Annotated in this window: 20 protein-coding genes; 8 read left to right on the plus strand and 12 right to left on the minus strand. The window is 57.7% G+C overall.

Annotated features, from left to right (window positions below; all coding sequences use genetic code 11):
• Positions 1-8: 8 nt before the first annotated feature.
• The 6 genes from EK369_RS20295 to EK369_RS20320 form a co-directional block, all read right to left on the minus strand.
• A complete protein-coding gene (locus tag EK369_RS20295; protein WP_127116105.1) occupies positions 9-818 on the minus strand; it encodes a ParA family protein in 810 nt (269 codons plus the stop codon).
• Positions 811-1,437, minus strand: a complete 627-nt coding sequence (rsmG, locus tag EK369_RS20300) for a 16S rRNA (guanine(527)-N(7))-methyltransferase RsmG (protein ID WP_127116106.1) — start codon at positions 1,435-1,437, stop codon at positions 811-813. Before rsmG ends, EK369_RS20295 begins: the two co-directional genes overlap by 8 nt.
• The gene (gene mnmG / locus EK369_RS20305) at positions 1,434-3,296 is read right to left on the minus strand and encodes a tRNA uridine-5-carboxymethylaminomethyl(34) synthesis enzyme MnmG (protein WP_127116107.1); all 1,863 of its coding nucleotides are present in this window, start codon (positions 3,294-3,296) and stop codon (positions 1,434-1,436) included. The genes rsmG and mnmG overlap by 4 nt, the downstream gene beginning before the upstream one ends.
• 12 nt (positions 3,297-3,308) lie before the next feature.
• Entirely contained in the window at positions 3,309-4,607 is a 1,299-nt protein-coding gene (mnmE, locus tag EK369_RS20310; protein WP_127116108.1) for a tRNA uridine-5-carboxymethylaminomethyl(34) synthesis GTPase MnmE, read from the minus strand.
• 10 nt (positions 4,608-4,617) lie between these two features.
• Positions 4,618-5,889 carry a transcription termination factor Rho gene (gene rho / locus EK369_RS20315; RefSeq protein ID WP_127116109.1) on the minus strand — a complete coding sequence of 424 codons (1,272 nt, stop codon included), beginning with the start codon at positions 5,887-5,889 and terminating at the stop codon, positions 4,618-4,620.
• 120 nt (positions 5,890-6,009) lie between these two features.
• Positions 6,010-6,459, minus strand: a complete 450-nt coding sequence (locus EK369_RS20320) for a CopD family protein (protein ID WP_127116110.1) — start codon at positions 6,457-6,459, stop codon at positions 6,010-6,012.
• A 405-nt stretch (positions 6,460-6,864) separates the two neighbouring features.
• On the opposite strand from EK369_RS20320, the gene EK369_RS20325 reads away from it, so the two are divergent.
• Genes EK369_RS20325 through dnaQ form a run of 4 tightly spaced genes read left to right on the plus strand, consistent with a single transcriptional unit; the run spans position 6,865 to position 9,569 of the window.
• Positions 6,865-7,464 carry a Maf family protein gene (locus tag EK369_RS20325; protein ID WP_127116111.1) on the plus strand — a complete coding sequence of 200 codons (600 nt, stop codon included), beginning with the start codon at positions 6,865-6,867 and terminating at the stop codon, positions 7,462-7,464.
• The gene (locus EK369_RS20330) at positions 7,461-8,294 is read left to right on the plus strand and encodes a shikimate dehydrogenase (RefSeq protein ID WP_127116112.1); all 834 of its coding nucleotides are present in this window, start codon (positions 7,461-7,463) and stop codon (positions 8,292-8,294) included. Before EK369_RS20325 ends, EK369_RS20330 begins: the two co-directional genes overlap by 4 nt.
• On the plus strand, positions 8,291-8,884 hold the full coding sequence (gene coaE, locus EK369_RS20335) for a dephospho-CoA kinase (protein ID WP_127116113.1): 594 nt from the start codon (positions 8,291-8,293) through the stop codon (positions 8,882-8,884). Before EK369_RS20330 ends, coaE begins: the two co-directional genes overlap by 4 nt.
• The gene (gene dnaQ, locus EK369_RS20340) at positions 8,877-9,569 is read left to right on the plus strand and encodes a DNA polymerase III subunit epsilon (protein ID WP_127116114.1); all 693 of its coding nucleotides are present in this window, start codon (positions 8,877-8,879) and stop codon (positions 9,567-9,569) included. The genes coaE and dnaQ overlap by 8 nt, the downstream gene beginning before the upstream one ends.
• Positions 9,570-9,599: 30 nt before the next feature.
• On the opposite strand, the gene secB is transcribed toward dnaQ, so the two are convergent.
• Together secB and EK369_RS20350 are read right to left on the minus strand one after the other, a co-directional pair.
• A complete protein-coding gene (gene secB / locus EK369_RS20345; RefSeq protein ID WP_127116115.1) occupies positions 9,600-10,085 on the minus strand; it encodes a protein-export chaperone SecB in 486 nt (161 codons plus the stop codon).
• Positions 10,086-10,142: 57 nt separating this feature from the next.
• Positions 10,143-10,628, minus strand: coding sequence for an FxsA family protein (locus tag EK369_RS20350; protein ID WP_127116116.1), 486 nt, complete (start codon positions 10,626-10,628; stop codon positions 10,143-10,145).
• A 103-nt stretch (positions 10,629-10,731) separates the two neighbouring features.
• Here EK369_RS20350 and EK369_RS20355 point away from each other — a divergent pair, with 103 nt between their 5' ends.
• The 3 genes from EK369_RS20355 to EK369_RS20365 are packed head-to-tail and all read left to right on the plus strand — an operon-like array spanning position 10,732 to position 12,997.
• Positions 10,732-11,388 (plus strand): Tim44/TimA family putative adaptor protein, encoded by a 657-nt coding sequence (locus EK369_RS20355; RefSeq protein ID WP_127116117.1) that lies wholly within the window; start codon positions 10,732-10,734, stop codon positions 11,386-11,388.
• Complete coding sequence (gene mltA, locus EK369_RS20360) at positions 11,385-12,422, plus strand: murein transglycosylase A (protein WP_127116118.1); 1,038 nt, start codon at positions 11,385-11,387, stop codon at positions 12,420-12,422. The genes EK369_RS20355 and mltA overlap by 4 nt, the downstream gene beginning before the upstream one ends.
• Complete coding sequence (locus tag EK369_RS20365) at positions 12,419-12,997, plus strand: Smr/MutS family protein (RefSeq protein WP_127116119.1); 579 nt, start codon at positions 12,419-12,421, stop codon at positions 12,995-12,997. Before mltA ends, EK369_RS20365 begins: the two co-directional genes overlap by 4 nt.
• Here the strand turns inward: EK369_RS20365 and EK369_RS20370 are convergent.
• From EK369_RS20370 to hslV, 3 genes are all read right to left on the minus strand, one after another.
• Positions 12,994-14,034, minus strand: a complete 1,041-nt coding sequence (locus tag EK369_RS20370) for an alpha/beta hydrolase (RefSeq protein WP_164727063.1) — start codon at positions 14,032-14,034, stop codon at positions 12,994-12,996. The two genes, EK369_RS20365 and EK369_RS20370, sit on opposite strands and share 4 nt — an antisense overlap.
• Before the next feature lie 138 nt (positions 14,035-14,172).
• Positions 14,173-15,483 carry an ATP-dependent protease ATPase subunit HslU gene (gene hslU, locus EK369_RS20375; RefSeq protein WP_127116121.1) on the minus strand — a complete coding sequence of 437 codons (1,311 nt, stop codon included), beginning with the start codon at positions 15,481-15,483 and terminating at the stop codon, positions 14,173-14,175.
• A 2-nt stretch (positions 15,484-15,485) separates the two neighbouring features.
• Positions 15,486-16,037, minus strand: a complete 552-nt coding sequence (hslV, locus tag EK369_RS20380) for an ATP-dependent protease subunit HslV (protein ID WP_127116122.1) — start codon at positions 16,035-16,037, stop codon at positions 15,486-15,488.
• 98 nt (positions 16,038-16,135) lie between these two features.
• Between hslV and EK369_RS20385 the strand changes: the two genes are divergently transcribed.
• Positions 16,136-17,041 (plus strand): hypothetical protein, encoded by a 906-nt coding sequence (locus EK369_RS20385; RefSeq protein ID WP_127116123.1) that lies wholly within the window; start codon positions 16,136-16,138, stop codon positions 17,039-17,041.
• Between the two features lie 188 nt (positions 17,042-17,229).
• Here the strand turns inward: EK369_RS20385 and trxA are convergent, their stop codons facing one another.
• Positions 17,230-17,550 carry a thioredoxin gene (trxA, locus tag EK369_RS20390; protein WP_127116124.1) on the minus strand — a complete coding sequence of 107 codons (321 nt, stop codon included), beginning with the start codon at positions 17,548-17,550 and terminating at the stop codon, positions 17,230-17,232.
• Positions 17,551-17,585 lie beyond the last annotated feature (35 nt).

Below are 17,585 nucleotides of genomic sequence, written 5' to 3' on the forward strand. Positions count from 1 at the left end.
TTTTCCTCTTACGCCGCAATTTTCATATGTTTAGCAAGCACTTCCCGCGCCAGTGCGCGATAGGCTTCCGCGCCCTTGGACAAAGGATCATAGTCCAGAACCGGCAACGCATAAGATGGCGCCTCGGACACACGCACATTGCGCGGGATCTTGGTTTCAAACACCAGATCACCCAAATTGTCGCGCGCATCCTGCTCAACCTGCTGAGAAAGGTTGTTCCGAGCGTCATACATCGTCAGAACCACCCCCTCGATCCGCAGGTTGGGATTGGCGGTCTGGCGCACTTCGCGAACTGTCAGCATCAATTGTGACAGACCCTCCAACGCAAAAAACTCACTTTGCAGCGGAATTAGCACCGAGTGCGCCGCAATCATCGCATTGACCGTCAACAGGTTCAGCGATGGCGGACAGTCAATCAGGATATAGTCCCAACCATAGGCGTCCATCGCGGTCTGGCGCAGGGCATCATGCAAAAGAAAGCTGCGTTTTTCGTTTGAAATCAGCTCAATATCCGCTGAGCTGAGGTCCACCGTCGCTGGAATGATCGACATTCCCTCTTTCTCGGTGGCAAGGATAACATCGCCAAGCTCGGCGTCATCCAGCAAAAGATCATAGGTTGTCAGCACGCGATCTTCGACATCAATCCCCAACCCGGTCGAGGCATTGCCCTGCGGATCGAGATCTACAACCAAAACGCGCGAGCCTGCTTCGACCAGCGCCGCCGCGAGGTTAATCGCCGTAGTGGTTTTGCCAACGCCGCCCTTTTGGTTGGCGACAGCTATGATTTTTGGGCCTTTCGGACGAGTTGGGTCAGACACGCCTGAGATCCTTGACTTTGAGGATGACGGAATTGGGCTCAGTTTTACTTGTAATCACCTCATGGGTGAATGACCACGATTCCTGCGCGGTCCTGAGTTCTTTTTCCCAGGTGACGCCTTTGGGAAACAGCATGGTGCCGCCATCCTTCAGGTGCCGCTCAGCAAAAGAAAACAACAGTCCCAGGTCCGCCAGCGCCCGCGCGGACAAAACATCGGCATTCTGAGGTTCCGCGACCTCAATCCTCTTGGCCAAGACCTCTGCTGGAACCCCCGTTTCCCGCAAAACTGTACGCAAAAACGCGCATTTTCTCTGATCACTTTCAATCAGGGTTGTGGACGTCGGAGATCCCATCTCGGCTGCCAGCACCGCCACAACCAACCCCGGAAACCCACCTCCACTGCCTATATCCACCCACTTTCCGACTGGCTGCTCGGCCAAACCGTGGATTTGCGCGGAATCTAGAATGTGGCGGCTCCAAACCTGATCCAGGGTCGTCTTGGAAACCAGATTGATCCTGGGATTCCACTTTTTGAGCAACTCGACCAACAGCCTTAGGCGCTCAGATGTTTCACGTGAAACATTGAGAGCAGCAAGAACTTCGCTCTCGGTATGCGTCACGCCGATTTCTCCTGACGGACCCGGCGGAGTTTCGCCAGGATAAGAGTCAGCGCCGCAGGCGTAATCCCGTCTATCCGACCAGCCTGATCCAGGTTTGACGGCCGGGCCTGCTCGAGTTTTGCCTTTAGCTCATTCGACAGACCATTAACGCCCGAATAGTCGAAATCTGATGGAATTCGTTGATTTGCGTCGCGCTGCATCGCCTCGACATCCCGCATCTGCCGCGCAACATAGTTGGCGTATAGCGCGTCCTTAGTCAGCTGCTCGCGCGCCACATCTGCAACCTCTTCCAGCTCTGGATTAAGCGGAAGAAGGTCATCAAATTCAACATCTGGAAAGGCAAGTAGCTGAAATCCCGTTCTTTTCTTTCCATCTTGATTCACCGTTATCCCGGCAGCCTTGAGCTGGGTGGGCGTGCTAATGGTATTTTCAAGCAGGGTCCGGCCATGTTCCAACAGCTCGGATTTCTCTGAAAACGCACGAAGCCGCTCTTCTCCGACAAGTCCCAGATCAACCCCAACCGGGGTAAGCCGCTGATCAGCATTATCAGCCCGCAAGGAAAGCCGGAACTCCGCCCGCGAGGTAAACATGCGATAGGGCTCTGTCACGCCGCGGGTGACAAGATCATCAATCATGACACCGATGTAGCTGTCCGCGCGCCCAAAATGGTGCGGTGCCTCGTTTCTGGCGTAGCGCGCCGCGTTCAGACCAGCGACAAGGCCCTGCGCCGCAGCCTCTTCGTAGCCCGTGGTGCCATTGATCTGCCCGGCAAAATACAGACCGGGCACAGTTTTTACTCCCAGAGACGACTCCAGAGCCCTTGGATCGATATAGTCATATTCGATCGCATACCCCGGCTGGAGGATTTCCACATCCTCCAATCCCTCAATCGACCGCACGTAATCCTCTTGGACATCCACGGGCAAGGACGTCGAAATGCCATTGGGATAGACGGTGTCATCCTCCAGCCCCTCAGGCTCCAGAAACACCTGGTGCGAGGTTTTGTCAGCAAAGCGAACGATTTTGTCCTCAATAGACGGGCAATATCGCGGGCCAATGCCATCAATATGCCCACCATACATGGCCGAGCGTCCCAGATTCTCGCGAATAATCTCGTGTGTTCGTTCGTTCGTATGGGTAATGCCGCAGGCAATCTGCCGGGCAAAAGGAGCTGTATTCAGGAATGAAAACATCACCGGTTCCTCATCACCCGGCTGAGACCCCAAAATATCCCACTTGATGGTCTTGCCGTTCAACCTCGGAGGTGTGCCCGTCTTTAGCCGCCCCAAAGGCAGGTCAAAACTGTCAATGCGCTCCGCCAGCTTGATCGACGGATCGTCTCCCATACGGCCGCCGGGGTGCGAAACATCTCCAATGTGAATGACCCCGCGCAGGAATGTCCCCGTGGTCAGAACAACCGCAGCCGACCTGATTTCGGAGCCATCCGCCAAAACAACCCCGCAAACCTGACCCTTCTCCATGCAAAAGTCCGCGACTTCGCCTTCAATGACCTCCAAACCCTGTGTATTCAGGATCTCGGCCTGCATGGTTTCGCGGTAGATTTTGCGATCCGCCTGCGCCCGAGGCCCCTGTACAGCGGGCCCTTTTCGCCGATTCAACAGCCGGAACTGAATCCCCGCCTGATCGGCAACGCGCCCCATCAGGCCGTCAAGCGCGTCGATCTCTCGAACCAGATGCCCTTTGCCCAACCCTCCGATGGCCGGGTTACAAGACATCACACCAATGCCCGAAGACTTCAGCGTTACAAGGGCCGTGCGTGCACCCGCCCTGGCCGCCGCGTGCGCTGCGTCCGCTCCGGCATGCCCGCCGCCGACAACGATGACATCAAAATGTTTCACGTGAAACACTCCTTACTTGCCGATGCAAAAGCTCGAAAAGATTTCATCCAAAAGGTTTTCGACATCTACGCGACCGACAATGGAATCCAAAGCCCGAATTGCGCTGCGCAGCTCTTCTGCCGCGATCTCGTAGTGATCCGGACCCAGCGCAAGCACAGCATGCGTCGCATTCAAACCGTCCGAAGCACGGTTCATTGCCACCCTGTGCCGCTCCCGCGTCGCGATACCAGAGCGCGCCGCCTGATCCGACAGCTGCTCAGTGATGTCGCGAACCAGCTGACCCACACCCTGCCCTGTCTTGCCAGAAATGGCATCCTGCGCATCCTCCAGCATATCCCCCTTGGCGGCGCGCACAATGTCGCCCGGCCGTGGGTCAAAGTCAGGGTGTTGCCCCTTTTCGATCAGGAACACACGCAAATCCGCGGCATCGGCGCGCTGCTTTGCCCGCTCAATCCCGATACCTTCGACGTGATCTTCGGTTTCCCGCAGTCCCGCCGTATCTAGCAGGGTCACAGGCAGGCCATTCAGGTCCATACGAACCTCGATCACATCGCGGGTCGTGCCGGCATACTCCGACGTTATCGCCGCCTCGCGCCCCGCCAAGGCATTGAGAAGTGTTGATTTTCCGACATTCGGCGCGCCCAGGATAGCCACCTCAAACCCTGTGCGAATGCGCTCTGCCGTCTCAACGCCTGTGATCTCTCGCTCCAGCTCTGTGCGCACATGGGCCAAGAGTTCCTGAACCTCCGGCGTCACATCAACCGGCACCTCTTCGTCAGCAAAATCGATGGTTGCCTCTAGCAAGGCCGCAGCTCGGATCAGCTTGTCCCGCCATCCTCCTGCGAGATCCCCCAAATCACCAGAAAGCACCCGCAGGGCCTGCCGTCGCTGCGCCTCGGTTTCGGCATCGATCAAGTCAGCCAACCCCTCGACCTGCGCCAGATCCAGGCACCCGTTCTCCAGCGCGCGTCGGGTAAACTCTCCGGCTGCGGCAAGCCGCAGACCGTCGATATCCGACAACACCCGCAGCACCGCGTTGACCACCGCAACCGAGCCATGCAGGTGCAGTTCAATCACGCTTTCGCCGGTAAAGCTGTTTTTCTCAGGAAAATACAGCACCAACGCCTGGTCCAGCCGCCGCCCCTCATGATCCCTCAGAACCTTCAGCGTCGCGATGCGCGGTTCTGGCAATGCTCCGAACAGCACCTCGCCCGCCGCGCCCACCAGCGAACCAGACACGCGAATGACAGCGACCCCCGCTTTACCGGGGGCCGTGGCCAGCGCAAAAATCGTGTCAGGCACATAGGCCATCGCGAAACCCTTAGGTGTTCATCGAGTCAAAGAATTCCGAGTTTGTCTTGGTCTGCTTCAACTTCGACAACAGGAATTCGACCGCATCCGTCGTACCCATCGGGTTGAGGATACGCCGCAGAACAAAGGTCTTCTGCAGGTCGATCTTGTCGATAAGCAGGTCTTCTTTCCGTGTGCCCGACTTGAGAATGTCGATGGCTGGGAAGACGCGTTTGTCGGCGATCTTGCGATCCAGCACGATTTCCGAGTTACCAGTGCCTTTGAATTCTTCAAAGATCACCTCGTCCATGCGGCTGCCGGTATCAATCAGCGCGGTCGAGATGATGGTCAGCGACCCACCTTCTTCGATATTCCGTGCGGCACCAAAGAAACGCTTGGGGCGTTGCAGGGCGTTGGCATCCACACCACCGGTCAGAACCTTACCCGAGGACGGCACCACGGTGTTGAAAGCCCTACCAAGTCTTGTGATCGAGTCGAGAAGGATAACAACATCTCGTTTATGCTCGACCAGACGCTTGGCTTTTTCGATCACCATTTCAGCCACGGCAACGTGACGCGTCGCGGGTTCGTCAAAGGTCGAAGACACAACTTCGCCCTTCACCGAACGCTGCATGTCGGTCACCTCTTCCGGGCGCTCGTCGATCAACAGAACGATCAGATAGCATTCCGGGTGGTTGGCCTCGATCGAATGCGCAATGTTCTGCAGGATCACGGTTTTACCGGTCCGCGGCGGTGCCACGATCAGCGACCGTTGACCTTTGCCAATCGGCGCCACCAGGTCGATGACACGAGCGGATTTGTCCTTGATGGTCGGATCTTCGATTTCCATCTTCAGACGCTCATCCGGATACAACGGCGTCAGGTTGTCAAAGGCGATCTTGTGCTTGGCCTTTTCCGGGGACTCAAAGTTGATGTGCGCCACATCCTGCAGCGCAAAATATCGCTCGTTGTCCTCAGGCGCCTTGATAACACCGTCGATGGTATCACCAGTCCGCAGTGAGTATTTACGGATCATTTCGGGGCTGACATAGATATCGTCAGGACCCGGCAAATAGTTGGCCTCGGGCGAACGCAGGAAACCAAAGCCATCCTGCAACACCTCAAGAACCCCATCGCCTGAGACTTCCCAGCCTTCATCCGCGCGTTCACGCAGGATCTGGAACATCATCTCGCCCTTGCGCATGGTCGAGGCGTTTTCGATCTCAAGCTCTTCAGCGACGGCCAGCAGGTCTTTGGGGCTCGTAGCCTTCAGCTCGGCAAGAGCCAGTTTTTCGATGCTCATAGAAAATATCCCATCACGACCGGTCAGGGCCGTGGTTCTCGATTTGAAATTGGAAGACACATGGCCCGGACGGGCCTGTTGCCCCTTATCTAAGGATTTGACCGCCCAGAGTCAAACACCTCAGAACTTAACAACCACCGACAGCACGATCACGATCATCAGGATCGTCGGCACTTCGTTCATCATCCGATAGGTACGGCCGGGCAACGTGTTCTCACCCCGCGCAAACCGCTTGCGCATGATCATCAGCCAGTGGTCAAAGACCGTCATAGCGATGATACAGGCGCCCTTGGTATAGGGCCACACCGCAGACCAGTCGACCACCCCCGGCGTGAACACCAGCGTCAGCCCAGCCGCCCAGGCCGCGATGCTGGCAGGCGACATGATATAGCGCTGGAGCTTGAACTCCATGATCTTCAATGTCTCGTCCAGCTGATCGCCAACTTCTGCGCGTTCAGCGTGATAGACAAACAGTCTGGGCAAATAGAACAGCCCCGCCATCCACGACAGGACGGCCATGATATGGAACGCCAAAACATATGGGTAAATGTCAGCCAGGAAATAGGACATGATCTTTCCGCTCTCTGATTGGGCCCTCCTTAAATAAATATAATAGAAAGAGAAAGGATGATGTTTTTGTAGTAAGGCCAGATCCTGTGGATTACTGTGTTTTCCCGTTGGATTTCCACAGGGGGAAAACAGAGCATACAGTTTTCAAACAAATTTGGATTTCTCAGAAATCAGTAACATTATCAATCTCTTAAACTGATATACCTTGTGGATGGTTTGAGGAAAACACTGGAACAACACAGGATACTTCAGTTTTCTCCAACTCCGGCTTTATCCTTCTCCCTAGGGGACGAAATCCGTGAAACAGCGTGAAACACGGCAGTTTCCCACGGCTTGCCAAGGTCTCAGGAATTTCACAGAAATAGAGCTCAGGCTTCGCAGCACAAACTCCACGGATTTATCCACATGGCGCATGACATCATCTTGGCTTCCGGTTCTGAAATTCGCGCGACCTTGCTGAAAAATGCCGGGGTCAGCTTTGATGTTGTCACCGCCAGGGTCGACGAAGAGATGCTGCGCCGCGCTTTAGAAGCAGAAGAGGCCCCCGCCCGCGACATCGCAGATGCCCTGGCCGAGGCCAAGGCCGGCAAGGTTGCCATGAAACACCCCGACAAGCTGGTCATCGGATGCGATCAGGTTCTCGAGTTTGAGGGCCGCGTGTTCGGCAAACCGCGCGATGTGGATGAGGCCCGCGCGCAGTTGCAAACGCTCAGGGGGCAAAAGCACCAGCTGCTTTCGGCCATTGTTGTGTTTCACGAAAACCGGCTCGTCTGGCGGCACATTGGCGTTGTGCGCCTGCAGATGCGCGATTTCTCTGAGACCTATCTCGACGACTACCTTGCCCGCAACTGGGACAGCATTCGTTGGTCCGTGGGTGGTTACAAACTCGAAGAAGAAGGCGTAAGGCTGTTCCGTCGGGTGGACGGGGACTATTTCAACGTTTTGGGTCTGCCCCTCATCGAATTGCTCAACTACCTGACGGTGCGCGGAGAATTGGCGTCATGACATTACCGAAAATCCCATTGGCGGGTGTGATCGGGCATCCGATTGCCCATTCGAAATCCCCCCAGGTGCACGGTCACTGGCTGCGTACCCTTGGCCTTAAGGGGCATTACATTCCGATGGATGTTGCGCCCGAGAACCTGAAAAAGGTGATCAAGGCGCTGCCGAAAATGGGCTTTGTCGGGGCCAACGTCACCATTCCCCACAAAGAAAAAGTCATGGAGCTGGTGCATCAGGTGACGGATCGCGCCACGCTGATCGGCGCGGTGAACACGCTGATCATCCGCGATGACGGCAAGATTATTGGCGACAACACGGACGGCTATGGCTTTATCGAAAACCTACGTCAGGGCGCGCCCGATTGGACGCCAGAGTCCGGTCCTGCCGTTGTGCTTGGGGCCGGTGGCGCGGCGCGGGCCGTGATTGCCTCTCTTCTGGATGCCGGTGTGCCCGAAATTCTGATCTCGAACCGCACACGGGTTCGCGCCGAAACCCTGCGGGAAGAGTTTGGCACCCGTCTGACCGTTGTGGATTGGGTGCAGGCGGGCAATGCCATTGAAAATGGCGCGACCATCGTGAACACGACCTCTCTTGGAATGACCGGCAAACCGGAACTTCGCGTGCCGCTGGATGGGCTGAATGCCGGGGCTGTTGTCACCGATCTCGTCTACAACCCCCTGAAAACACATCTCCTTGCTGCGGCTGAACAGGCGGGGTGCACCACGGTTGATGGTCTCGGTATGCTTTTGCATCAGGCGGTCCCCGGTTTTGAACGCTGGTTTGGCATGCGGCCCATCGTGGATGATGCAACCCGACAGGCGGCCCTGCGATGAGCTTTCGTCTTGGCCTGACCGGCTCAATCGGCATGGGGAAATCCACTACGGCGAAACTCTTTGCCGCCGCAGGCTGCGCCGTGTGGGACGCGGACGCCGCCGTGCACCGGATGTATGCCAAGGGCGGCGCAGCCGTCGCGCCGATTGCGGACGCCCTGCCCGGCGCGGTGGTTGATGGCGCCGTCTCGCGCGACAAGCTGAAAGAGATGATCGGCCAGGATCCGGCCGTTCTGAAAACGCTAGAGCAGATCGTGCATCCGCTCGTAGCACTGGACCGCGCCGAATTTGCGGCAAATTCCACCGCAGACATCCTTGTTTTCGACATCCCGCTGCTGTTCGAAGGCAATGGCCACAGAGAGGTTGATGCCGTCGTTTGTGTCTCTGTTCCACCTGAAACTCAGGAAAAACGCGTGATGGAACGCGGCACCATGACCCGTGAACAGTTCCTTCAGATCCGGGCAAAGCAAATGCCCAACGATGAGAAATGCGCGCGGTCGGACTATGTTGTGATCACCGACACCCTTGACCATGCCCGCACGCAGGTGGACAAGATAGTGCAAGAGATCAGGGAAAAACTCGCCAATGCGTGAAATCGTGATGGATACGGAAACCACCGGGCTCGATCCGAACACCGGGGACCGCATTGTCGAAATCGGCGGCGTGGAACTGCTGAACCACATGCCGACGGGCCGCACCTATCACCAATACATCAATCCCGAACGCTCTATGCCGCAAGAGGCGTTCGAGGTGCACGGGCTGGGGGACGAGTTTCTCTCGGACAAGCCGGTGTTCAAGCAGATCGGCCAGGAATTTGTCGATTTTGTCGGCGATTCCCGGTTGGTGATCCACAACGCGTCCTTTGATATGAAGTTCATCAATGCCGAGTTGAAATGGATGGGTCTCGCGCCCATTCCCTTTGAACAGGCGCTTGATACCCTCGCCATCGCCCGCAAGAAATTTCCCGGTTCTCCCGCTTCGCTGGATGCGCTTTGCCGCCGCTTTGGCATCGACAATGCGTCGCGCACCCTGCACGGCGCGCTGCTCGACTCGGAAATTCTGGCCGAAGTGTATCTTGAACTGATTGGCGGGCGACAGCCGGGTCTGGTTCTGGCGGCGGACACCAAGAAAAAGGCCGGTGTTGTCGAAGACAGCGACTGGCGCGCCGCACCGCGTGCGACCCCTCTGCCCTCTCGTCTGTCGGATCAGGAAAAGAAGGCCCACGAAAACTTCGTTGCCAAGATGGGCGACGATGCCTTGTGGGCCAAACTTGGGTGAACACCTCGTAAGCCGACGTGTTCCTTATCTTCAGGCGGTGCCCTGAGGCTGCTCGGCCTGACGACGCGCAACTTCCTGACGGTACAGCTGCATAAAGTCGATGTTCTCCAGGTTCAGCGGCGGGAAACCACCGTCGCGTGTCACGTCCGATACGATGCGGCGCAGGAACGGGAACAACAGGCGCGGGCATTCGATCAACAGGAACGGATGCAGCTGATCTTCCGGCACACCTTCGATGTGGAACACACCGGCATACTCCAGCTCGAAAATGAACATCTCGGCGCCGGTTTCCTTGGCCTTTGAAACAACGTTCAGCTTGATCGCCACTTCGTACTGATGCTCGACGTCGCGCTTTTGCGCGTCAAGGTTCACCTGCACCTGAACATCGGGCTGCACTTCGCCCTGCGCACGTTTCTGCGCAAGGATGTTTTCGAATGACATGTCCCGAATGAACTGTGCCAAAACGTTCATGCGGATCTGGGGCGCTTGCGCCGCACCGTTGCCGTTCTCAGCCATTGAGTTTCTCCTGAAATCTAAAAGTCCCGGCTGCTTTATCAGGTTGCGTCAGGGGCCTCAATGCTTAGTCCAACCCGAGGGCTGATGTGTCGGACGCTTGTCGGGATCGACCTCGGTGAACTCTCCGTCAATGACGTCAGATTGTGGTCCGGGGCGGTGCTGGTGTTGGTGCATGCCCCCCATCGAAAAGCTTTGAACCCGAACCCGCGACCGCAGGTATCTGAACACGCCAACCCGCACCGGCGGCATCAAAAGGGCAAAACCCACCGCGTCTGTAAAAAATCCCGGCGTCAGCAATAGCGCGCCTGCAATCAGGATCATGGCGCCATGCGCCAAGGGTTCCGTTGGATCATCAAGTTCGGCAAAAGACCGCTGAAGCTTGCCCAGCGCCATCAGCCCCTGAGTGCGCACCAGAAAGGTACCAATGACGGCGGTAATGACGACGACAAGCAGCGTTGGCCACAAGCCGATTACCCCTCCGATCTGAACAAACAGCGCGATCTCGATCAGCGGGACACCAAGAAAGGCCAAAAACAGCCACATAACTTCATTCTCCAAAGGTTTGCTGGCCCGGTGGACTTGACCCGGCCCGTGACTTACATAAGTGCGATACAAGTCTGTTTCCATGCCCCTTTACGAGGTCCAAATGCAATCGTCGCCTATCATTCAACTTCTGGTCCTGGCCGGAATCGCAGTTTTCCTGATATTGCGACTGAGAAATGTCTTGGGAACACGCGACGGTTTTGAACCGCCTCGCGAGGTCGCTCAACCGCAAAAACGTGGCCCCGACCTCGAAGTGATCGAGGGCGGGCCAGATGCCGACATTCTCGATCACGTGCCCGCCGACAGCGAAGCCGCCGAAGCGCTGGGCGCGATGAAGGCCGCCGAGCCCTCATTCCACGTCAGCGAATTCCTGCAGGGCGCGCGCGGCGCATACGAGATGATCCTCATGAGCTTTGAAAAAGGCGACATGTCGAGCATCCTGCCCTTCCTCTCCGAAGAGGTTTACGAGGCCTTTTCCCAGGTCGTCGACTCGCGCGAGGCCCAGGGCCTGACCGTCGAAAGCGAATTTGTCGGTGTCCGTGAAATGGCGCTGCACGACGCAAGCTTTGATCCGGACACCCGCGAAGGCGAAGTCACCATTCGTTTTGTCGGCGAGCTGACCCATGTCGTGCGCGATCGCGCCGGTGACATCATCGAAGGCGACGAGCGCCACGTCAAAAAGCAAAAGGACGTCTGGACTTTTGCCCGCATCATGGGGTCCGACGATCCCAACTGGCAGCTTGTCGCGACGGGCGAATGATCCGTTGGTTTCGGGCGGCTGTTTGCGCTGGGCTGGTTTTGTCCAGCGCTCCTGCCATGTCTGAAACCACCTACACCATTCTGGATTTCTCTGACCTTGATGGCTGGTCGGTGGACGATCACGCCGCCGCTTTGGACGTGTTTCGCAACACCTGCATGGATTTTGACGCGCCGGATTGGCAATCGTTATGCGCCGCCGCCGAAGATTTCAGCGACCCGAAACAGTTCTTTGAACTGCTGTTTCGCCCGGTTCTGATCGAGGACGGAAATGACCCCCTGTTTACTGGGTACTTTGAACCGGAGCTTGACGGCGCATTGCGCCCCACTGCGCGGTATCGATACCCTTTGTATCGCACACCCCCCGAGGCACGGGCGCAGTCGCAATGGCTGTCCCGTCGTCAGATCGAAACCAGTGGCGTGATGGACGGGCGCGGGCTCGAAATCGCCTGGGTGGATGACTCGGTTGAACTGTTTTTCCTGCAGATCCAGGGTTCAGGCCGGGTGAAACTGCCTGATGGCAGCTATCTCCGCGTCGGCTACGGCGGCTCAAACGGCCACCCCTATCGGTCCATTGGCGTCGAGCTGGTGCGCCGTGGCGTCTATTCCTCGCATCAGGTCAGCGCGCAGGTCATCAAGAACTGGGTCCGCCGCAATCCGGTCGATGGCGCCGAGCTTCTGCGCCACAACGATTCCTATGTCTTTTTTCGCGAGGTCAGCCGCGTGCCCGCCGACAGGGGGCCACTGGGCGCGATGAACCGATCCATCACCACCATGCGCAGCATTGCCGTCGACCCCAAGTTCACGCCCCTTGGCGCGCCGGTCTGGGTTGAAAAAGACGGTGAAAACCCGCTCCGGCGTCTGATGATCGCCCAGGACACCGGCTCTGCCATCAAAGGCGCACAGCGCGCCGACATCTTTTTCGGAACCGGTGATCAGGCGGGCCGCGACGCCGGCCGTTTGAAAGACAACGGCCGTATGATCGTGTTGCTCCCGATCCAGCGCGCCTATGCCATGTTGCCCGAGGCCGTGCTGTGACTCGCAGAAAACTGACTCCGGACGAAATTGACCTGTGGCGCAAAGTGGCCGAGACCGCCCAACGGTTTCACCTCGAGAAACACCTGAACGAGGTCCCCAAACCCAAGCCCAAGCCGATCAAGGTGGCCAAGCCCCGGATCGGCAGCTTTGAGATCGGCGCAAATGGCAAACCGTCCTCCCCCGGACATGATGTGTTGCCCGGCATATCCGAGAGGGTCGCCAAAACCCCGCTGCGCATGGACAAAAAGAAGTTTGGCAAGATGAAGCGCGGCAAGATGCTGCCAGAGGGCAAGATTGACCTGCACGGCATGACGCTGGCACAGGCTCATCCGGCGCTCACCGGGTTCATCCTGCGGTCTCATGCCGAAGGCAAACGTCTGGTTCTTGTCATCACCGGCAAAGGCAAATCCAAACGCGATGATGGGCCCATCCCCGTGCGGCTGGGCGTGCTAAAGCATCAGGTGCCGCAATGGTTGACGATGCCGCCGCTGTCCGGCGCGGTCCTGCAAGTCGCCGAAGCTCACCTCAAACACGGTGGAACCGGTGCCTATTACGTCTATCTCAGACGCCACTAACGCAGCTCGGACTGATCCTCTTCCGGACCCAGCTGGTAGATGACAGATTTGTTCAACTGCACGGTCCGGTCCGTCATGGTGTCCAGCACGGTTCTCGAACGACCTTGGGCAAACTCTTCATGGTTTGCGGCCCCGTTAAACAGGGCAATCAGCGCCGGAGACTCTGCAACCACAAAGTGCGAGTTCTTGGCGTCGTCATTAAAGTCCGTCACATCGACAAAGATGATCGGATACTCGGAAAGCTCGGCAGAACTGTTCCCCAGCCCCAACCGGTCCGTGCCAGAGTTGATCAATGATGAAAGCCGCAAGGCCTTGTCAGATCCCGACGTAAAGACGACGAACTGGCTCGGCAGGCGCCCGACGCGGTCAAGCTGTTCCTTGAACAGATCCACCGCGATATCGGGCGATATCAAAAGCACACTGGCAATATTGCGATGTGCCCAGTTCGGGTTGGTCATTTCGATCTGACGCAGGGCCTCCATCGTCAGCAGGCCACCCATTGAATGCGCCATGATCAGGACATTTCGCGCCCCGGCCTGCGACAGGGTTCTCAGGACTTCCTCTAACGAGTCCCGCGCAAACAGCACACTCTCGCGGTCATAGGTATACCCGGTCGGGCGTCCTGCGCTGGGCCAGGAAAAGACAACGCCAACCCCTGGCGTGTCGAAATCGCTGAACAACTGCGCGCCCCGGAAAACCGAATCCGAGTAGCCATTAAAGTACCCGTGCACAAACAGCGTGACTTCGCGCTGTTCCGGCGGCAATGCCCTCAGCTGGGCCTTCAGCTCTCGCAGAAAGGCCTCTTTACCCTTCAGCTCCTGCTCTTCCGCGATGGTAAAATGTTTCTTGGGATTGGGATTGTCGCTGTATTTTGGCGCATCACCCGGATTGTGGCCCGGCGGGATGCCAACAACCGTTCTCAGGTACGCCGTCTCTTCCGCGCGCACATCGCTGAAATACCCAAGCTCGTTCCGCTCGCGGTTGGTCGCGACCAGCAAACTCCGCGAGTCGCGCTGAATGTCCGGTTGCAGCGGCACAATGGGCGCCGGAGTTCTGTCAGCACATGCGGCAAGGCAAACACACAAACAAACCCAAAACAGCCTTTTGAACATCATTCACCGTCCGCCAAAGCACATACCAACTAGGGCGTACTTAAAAGCAAACGGCGATGAATATCAAAGAACATATCGGCTGAGGTCAGTCGATCTGGTCAATTCGCCCAGGTTCTTCTCGACAAACGCGGCGTCAACCGTCACCGACAGGCCAGACTGATCCGGTGCGGTAAAGCTCAGTTCTTCGAACACCCGCTCCATGATCGTGTACAGTCGGCGTGCCCCGATGTTCTCGATGCTTTGGTTCACATCTGCTGCAATCTTGGCCAGCGCGGCAATGCCCTCTTCGGTAAAGGTTACGGTGACGTCTTCTGTGCCCATCAACGCCGTGTACTGCAGGGTCAGCGCGTTATCCGTTTCGGTCAGAATGCGGACAAAGTCCTCTTCCGTCAGCGCGCGCAGCTCCACACGGATCGGCAAGCGCCCCTGAAGTTCCGGCAACAGGTCCGAAGGTTTGGCGATATGAAACGCCCCGGAGGCAATGAACAGAATATGGTCGGTTTTCACCGGCCCATGTTTGGTGCTGACGGTTGTGCCTTCGATCAACGGCAGCAGATCCCGCTGCACGCCTTCACGACTGACATCGCCACCGCGCGTTTCCTGCCGCGCGCAGACCTTGTCGATCTCGTCCAGAAACACGATCCCGTTCTGCTCAACCGCTTCCAGCGCGGCCCGAGTCACGGTCTCGTCATCCAGCAACTTGTCTGCCTCTTCCGAGATCAGAACCTCGTAGCTTTCCGCCACCGTCATGCGACGCTTCACCGTGCGGCCGCCCATCGCCTTGCCAAACAGATCACCCAGATTCATCATGCCCATCTGGCCGCTGGGCTGTCCCGGAATGTCGAACATGCCGCCCATCGGGTTCGAAGTATCGGCAACGTCCAGCTCAATCACCGTGTCATCCAGCTCGCCGGACTTCAGCTTTTTGCGGAACATCTCGCGTGTGCCTTCGCGGGCGTCCTGCCCGGCAATGGCTTCGACCACACGCTCTTCGGCGGCAGCATGGGCGTTGGCCTTGACCTCATCGCGCATCATGTCGCGGGTCATGGCAATGGCGCTATCCACCAGATCACGCACGATCTGCTCAACATCGCGCCCGACATAGCCCACTTCGGTAAACTTCGTCGCCTCAACCTTGATAAACGGCGCCTTAGCCAGCTTTGCCAGACGACGGCTGATCTCGGTCTTGCCGACACCGGTCGGGCCGATCATCAGGATGTTCTTGGGATACACCTCTTCGCGCAGATCATCCGACAACTGCTTGCGCCGCCAGCGGTTGCGCAGCGCCACGGCCACGGCACGTTTGGCATCCTTCTGGCCGATGATGAAACGGTCCAGTTCCGAGACGATTTCGCGGGGGGTCAGGTCAGTCATTCTCAGATCTTCTCAACTGTCAGGTTGCCATTGGTGTAAACGCAGATGTCCGCCGCAATCGCCATCGCGTCGCGCGCCACCTGTTCGGCTGGTTTGTCGCTGTCCATCATCGCGCGCGCCGCCGCGAGGGCAAAGTTGCCGCCCGATCCGATCGCCGCCACATCATGTTCCGGTTCCAGAACATCCCCTGCCCCGGTGATCACGAACATGTCCGTGCCATCCGTCACGATCAGCATCGCCTCGAGCTTTTGCAGGTACTTGTCGGTCCGCCAGTCCTTGGCCAATTCCACGCTCGCGCGCGCCAGCTGTCCGGGAGTCGCCTCCAGCTTGGCCTCCAACCGCTCCAGCAGCGTAAAGGCATCCGCGGTCGATCCCGCAAATCCCGCCACAACCTCATATCCACCGGGGGACAGACGCCGCACCTTGCGCGCCGAGCCCTTGATGACGGTCTGACCCAGGGAAACCTGCCCATCCCCAGCAACAACGACCTCGCCGTCTTTCTTGACGCCTATGATGGTTGTGCCGTGCCAGCCGGGAAAGTGATCGTCTGCCATGGGGGCCTCCTGTTTGTCTGACGCCCTATATGAGGCTCGACGCCGCGCTGTACAAGCCTTGGGTTGTCGCATCGGCGCGAACCCAATAGCGTCACATCATGACCGCCGAACCCCATGTGACCTTCTTCCTGCCCGACGGCCTGCGCCAAAGCGCCGAAGCTGGCGAACATAACTTTATTGGCAAGATTGAAACAGTCGTGCGCGCCGCTGGCATGGGCGTTGATTTCCAGGACCCCTCGCGCGCGCGTCCTGACGATCCGGGCTACAGCCTGTTTCACATGCAGGACCCGCTAAATCCGCGTGGCGCGACCATTCGGCGAAACTATTTCTACCCGTTCTGGCACATCGAACACGGCAATCAGCGTTGGGACTGGGATGTCGCGCGCGCCCGGTTCGATCTGCCCGACGTAAACCGCGCTGAGATCAACCGGTTCTACGGCTACTGGCAAAAGCGCCTGTTTGGCGACGCGTTGCGCAATGTCACCCGTGACGGTTTTGTTTATGTGCCGCTGCAGGGCAAGCTGCTTGAAAGGCGGTCGTTTCAGGAGTGCAGCCCGATCAGAATGCTGCAACGCGTGCTGGAACAGGTGCCCGACAGGCCAATCATCGCCGCGCTCCACCCCAAGGAGCATTACGAGCCTGACGAGATTCAGGCGCTCGACAAACTCGACCACGATTTTGACCGGCTGGAAATTCGCATCGGCGACATGGAGCCCCTGCTCGCCGGGTGCGACTATATCGTGACCCAGAATTCCGGCGTGGCGTTTTCAGGCTTCTTCTTTGGCAAGCCTTGCGTTCTGTTCGCCAAGATCGACTTTCACCACATCGCCTGCAACGTCTCATCTCTGGGTGTGGACGCGGCGTTTGCCCGGGTGCAGGATATTGTCCCCGACTATGCCGGCTATGTCTGGTGGTTCCTGCAACACATGTCGATCAACGCAGGCCGCCCCGAGGCCGAGGAAAAAATCCGCAACAGGCTGGCGGTGCTTCGCTGGCCGGTTTGATCCATTTTGCGGCGAAATCTCCGAATGACCAAGTTGTACAACATGGAGAAAGGCCCTCAAAAAAGTTGTACAACATCGTCACTTTGCCCATTTTTGCGATTTGTTAAGCATTTACAGGCGGCTCGCGACGCGCGCAAAAAAACGGGCGCCGCAGTGGCGCCCGTTCGTTCAAATCATGTGATTTGCGATCAGATCGAGTCTTCGATCCAGCTTTGCAGCGCCGCTTTCGGGGCCGCACCTGCGCGGTTCGAAACAACCTGACCGTCCTTGAAAATGAACAGCGCCGGAATGCCGCGCACGCCCATGGCGGCGGGCGAATTCGGGTTGGAATCGACGTCGACTTTGACGATCTTTACCTTGCCTTCCATCTCGGCCGACAGCTCTTCCAGAGCCGGGCCAATCTGCTTACAGGGGCCGCACCATTCGGCCCAGAAATCGACGACGACGGGAACGTCAGAGTTTTTGACTTCGGCGTCAAAGGTGGCATCAGTGACAGCAACGGTTGCCATAATGGGGGTCTCCTGAAAGGGGGTCTTGAGTGGTT

This window comes from Shimia sediminis (assembly GCF_003990645.1).
GTDB lineage: Bacteria > Pseudomonadota > Alphaproteobacteria > Rhodobacterales > Rhodobacteraceae > Shimia > Shimia sediminis.

Coding starts and splice junctions, on each gene's coding strand:
- EK369_RS20320 (WP_127116110.1), bottom strand. CDS start 6,459: ATGTCCTATTTCCTGGCTGACATTTACCCATATGTTTTGGCGTTCCAT.
- EK369_RS20350 (WP_127116116.1), bottom strand. CDS start 10,628: ATGTGGCTGTTTTTGGCCTTTCTTGGTGTCCCGCTGATCGAGATCGCG.
- coaE (WP_127116113.1), top strand. CDS start 8,291: ATGAGCTTTCGTCTTGGCCTGACCGGCTCAATCGGCATGGGGAAATCC.
- dnaQ (WP_127116114.1), top strand. CDS start 8,877: ATGCGTGAAATCGTGATGGATACGGAAACCACCGGGCTCGATCCGAAC.
- mltA (WP_127116118.1), top strand. CDS start 11,385: ATGATCCGTTGGTTTCGGGCGGCTGTTTGCGCTGGGCTGGTTTTGTCC.
- mnmE (WP_127116108.1), bottom strand. CDS start 4,607: ATGGCCTATGTGCCTGACACGATTTTTGCGCTGGCCACGGCCCCCGGT.
- secB (WP_127116115.1), bottom strand. CDS start 10,085: ATGGCTGAGAACGGCAACGGTGCGGCGCAAGCGCCCCAGATCCGCATG.
- hslU (WP_127116121.1), bottom strand. CDS start 15,483: ATGACTGACCTGACCCCCCGCGAAATCGTCTCGGAACTGGACCGTTTC.
- EK369_RS20355 (WP_127116117.1), top strand. CDS start 10,732: ATGCAATCGTCGCCTATCATTCAACTTCTGGTCCTGGCCGGAATCGCA.
- hslV (WP_127116122.1), bottom strand. CDS start 16,037: ATGGCAGACGATCACTTTCCCGGCTGGCACGGCACAACCATCATAGGC.
- EK369_RS20325 (WP_127116111.1), top strand. CDS start 6,865: ATGGCGCATGACATCATCTTGGCTTCCGGTTCTGAAATTCGCGCGACC.
- EK369_RS20330 (WP_127116112.1), top strand. CDS start 7,461: ATGACATTACCGAAAATCCCATTGGCGGGTGTGATCGGGCATCCGATT.
- EK369_RS20385 (WP_127116123.1), top strand. CDS start 16,136: ATGACCGCCGAACCCCATGTGACCTTCTTCCTGCCCGACGGCCTGCGC.
- rho (WP_127116109.1), bottom strand. CDS start 5,889: ATGAGCATCGAAAAACTGGCTCTTGCCGAGCTGAAGGCTACGAGCCCC.
- trxA (WP_127116124.1), bottom strand. CDS start 17,550: ATGGCAACCGTTGCTGTCACTGATGCCACCTTTGACGCCGAAGTCAAA.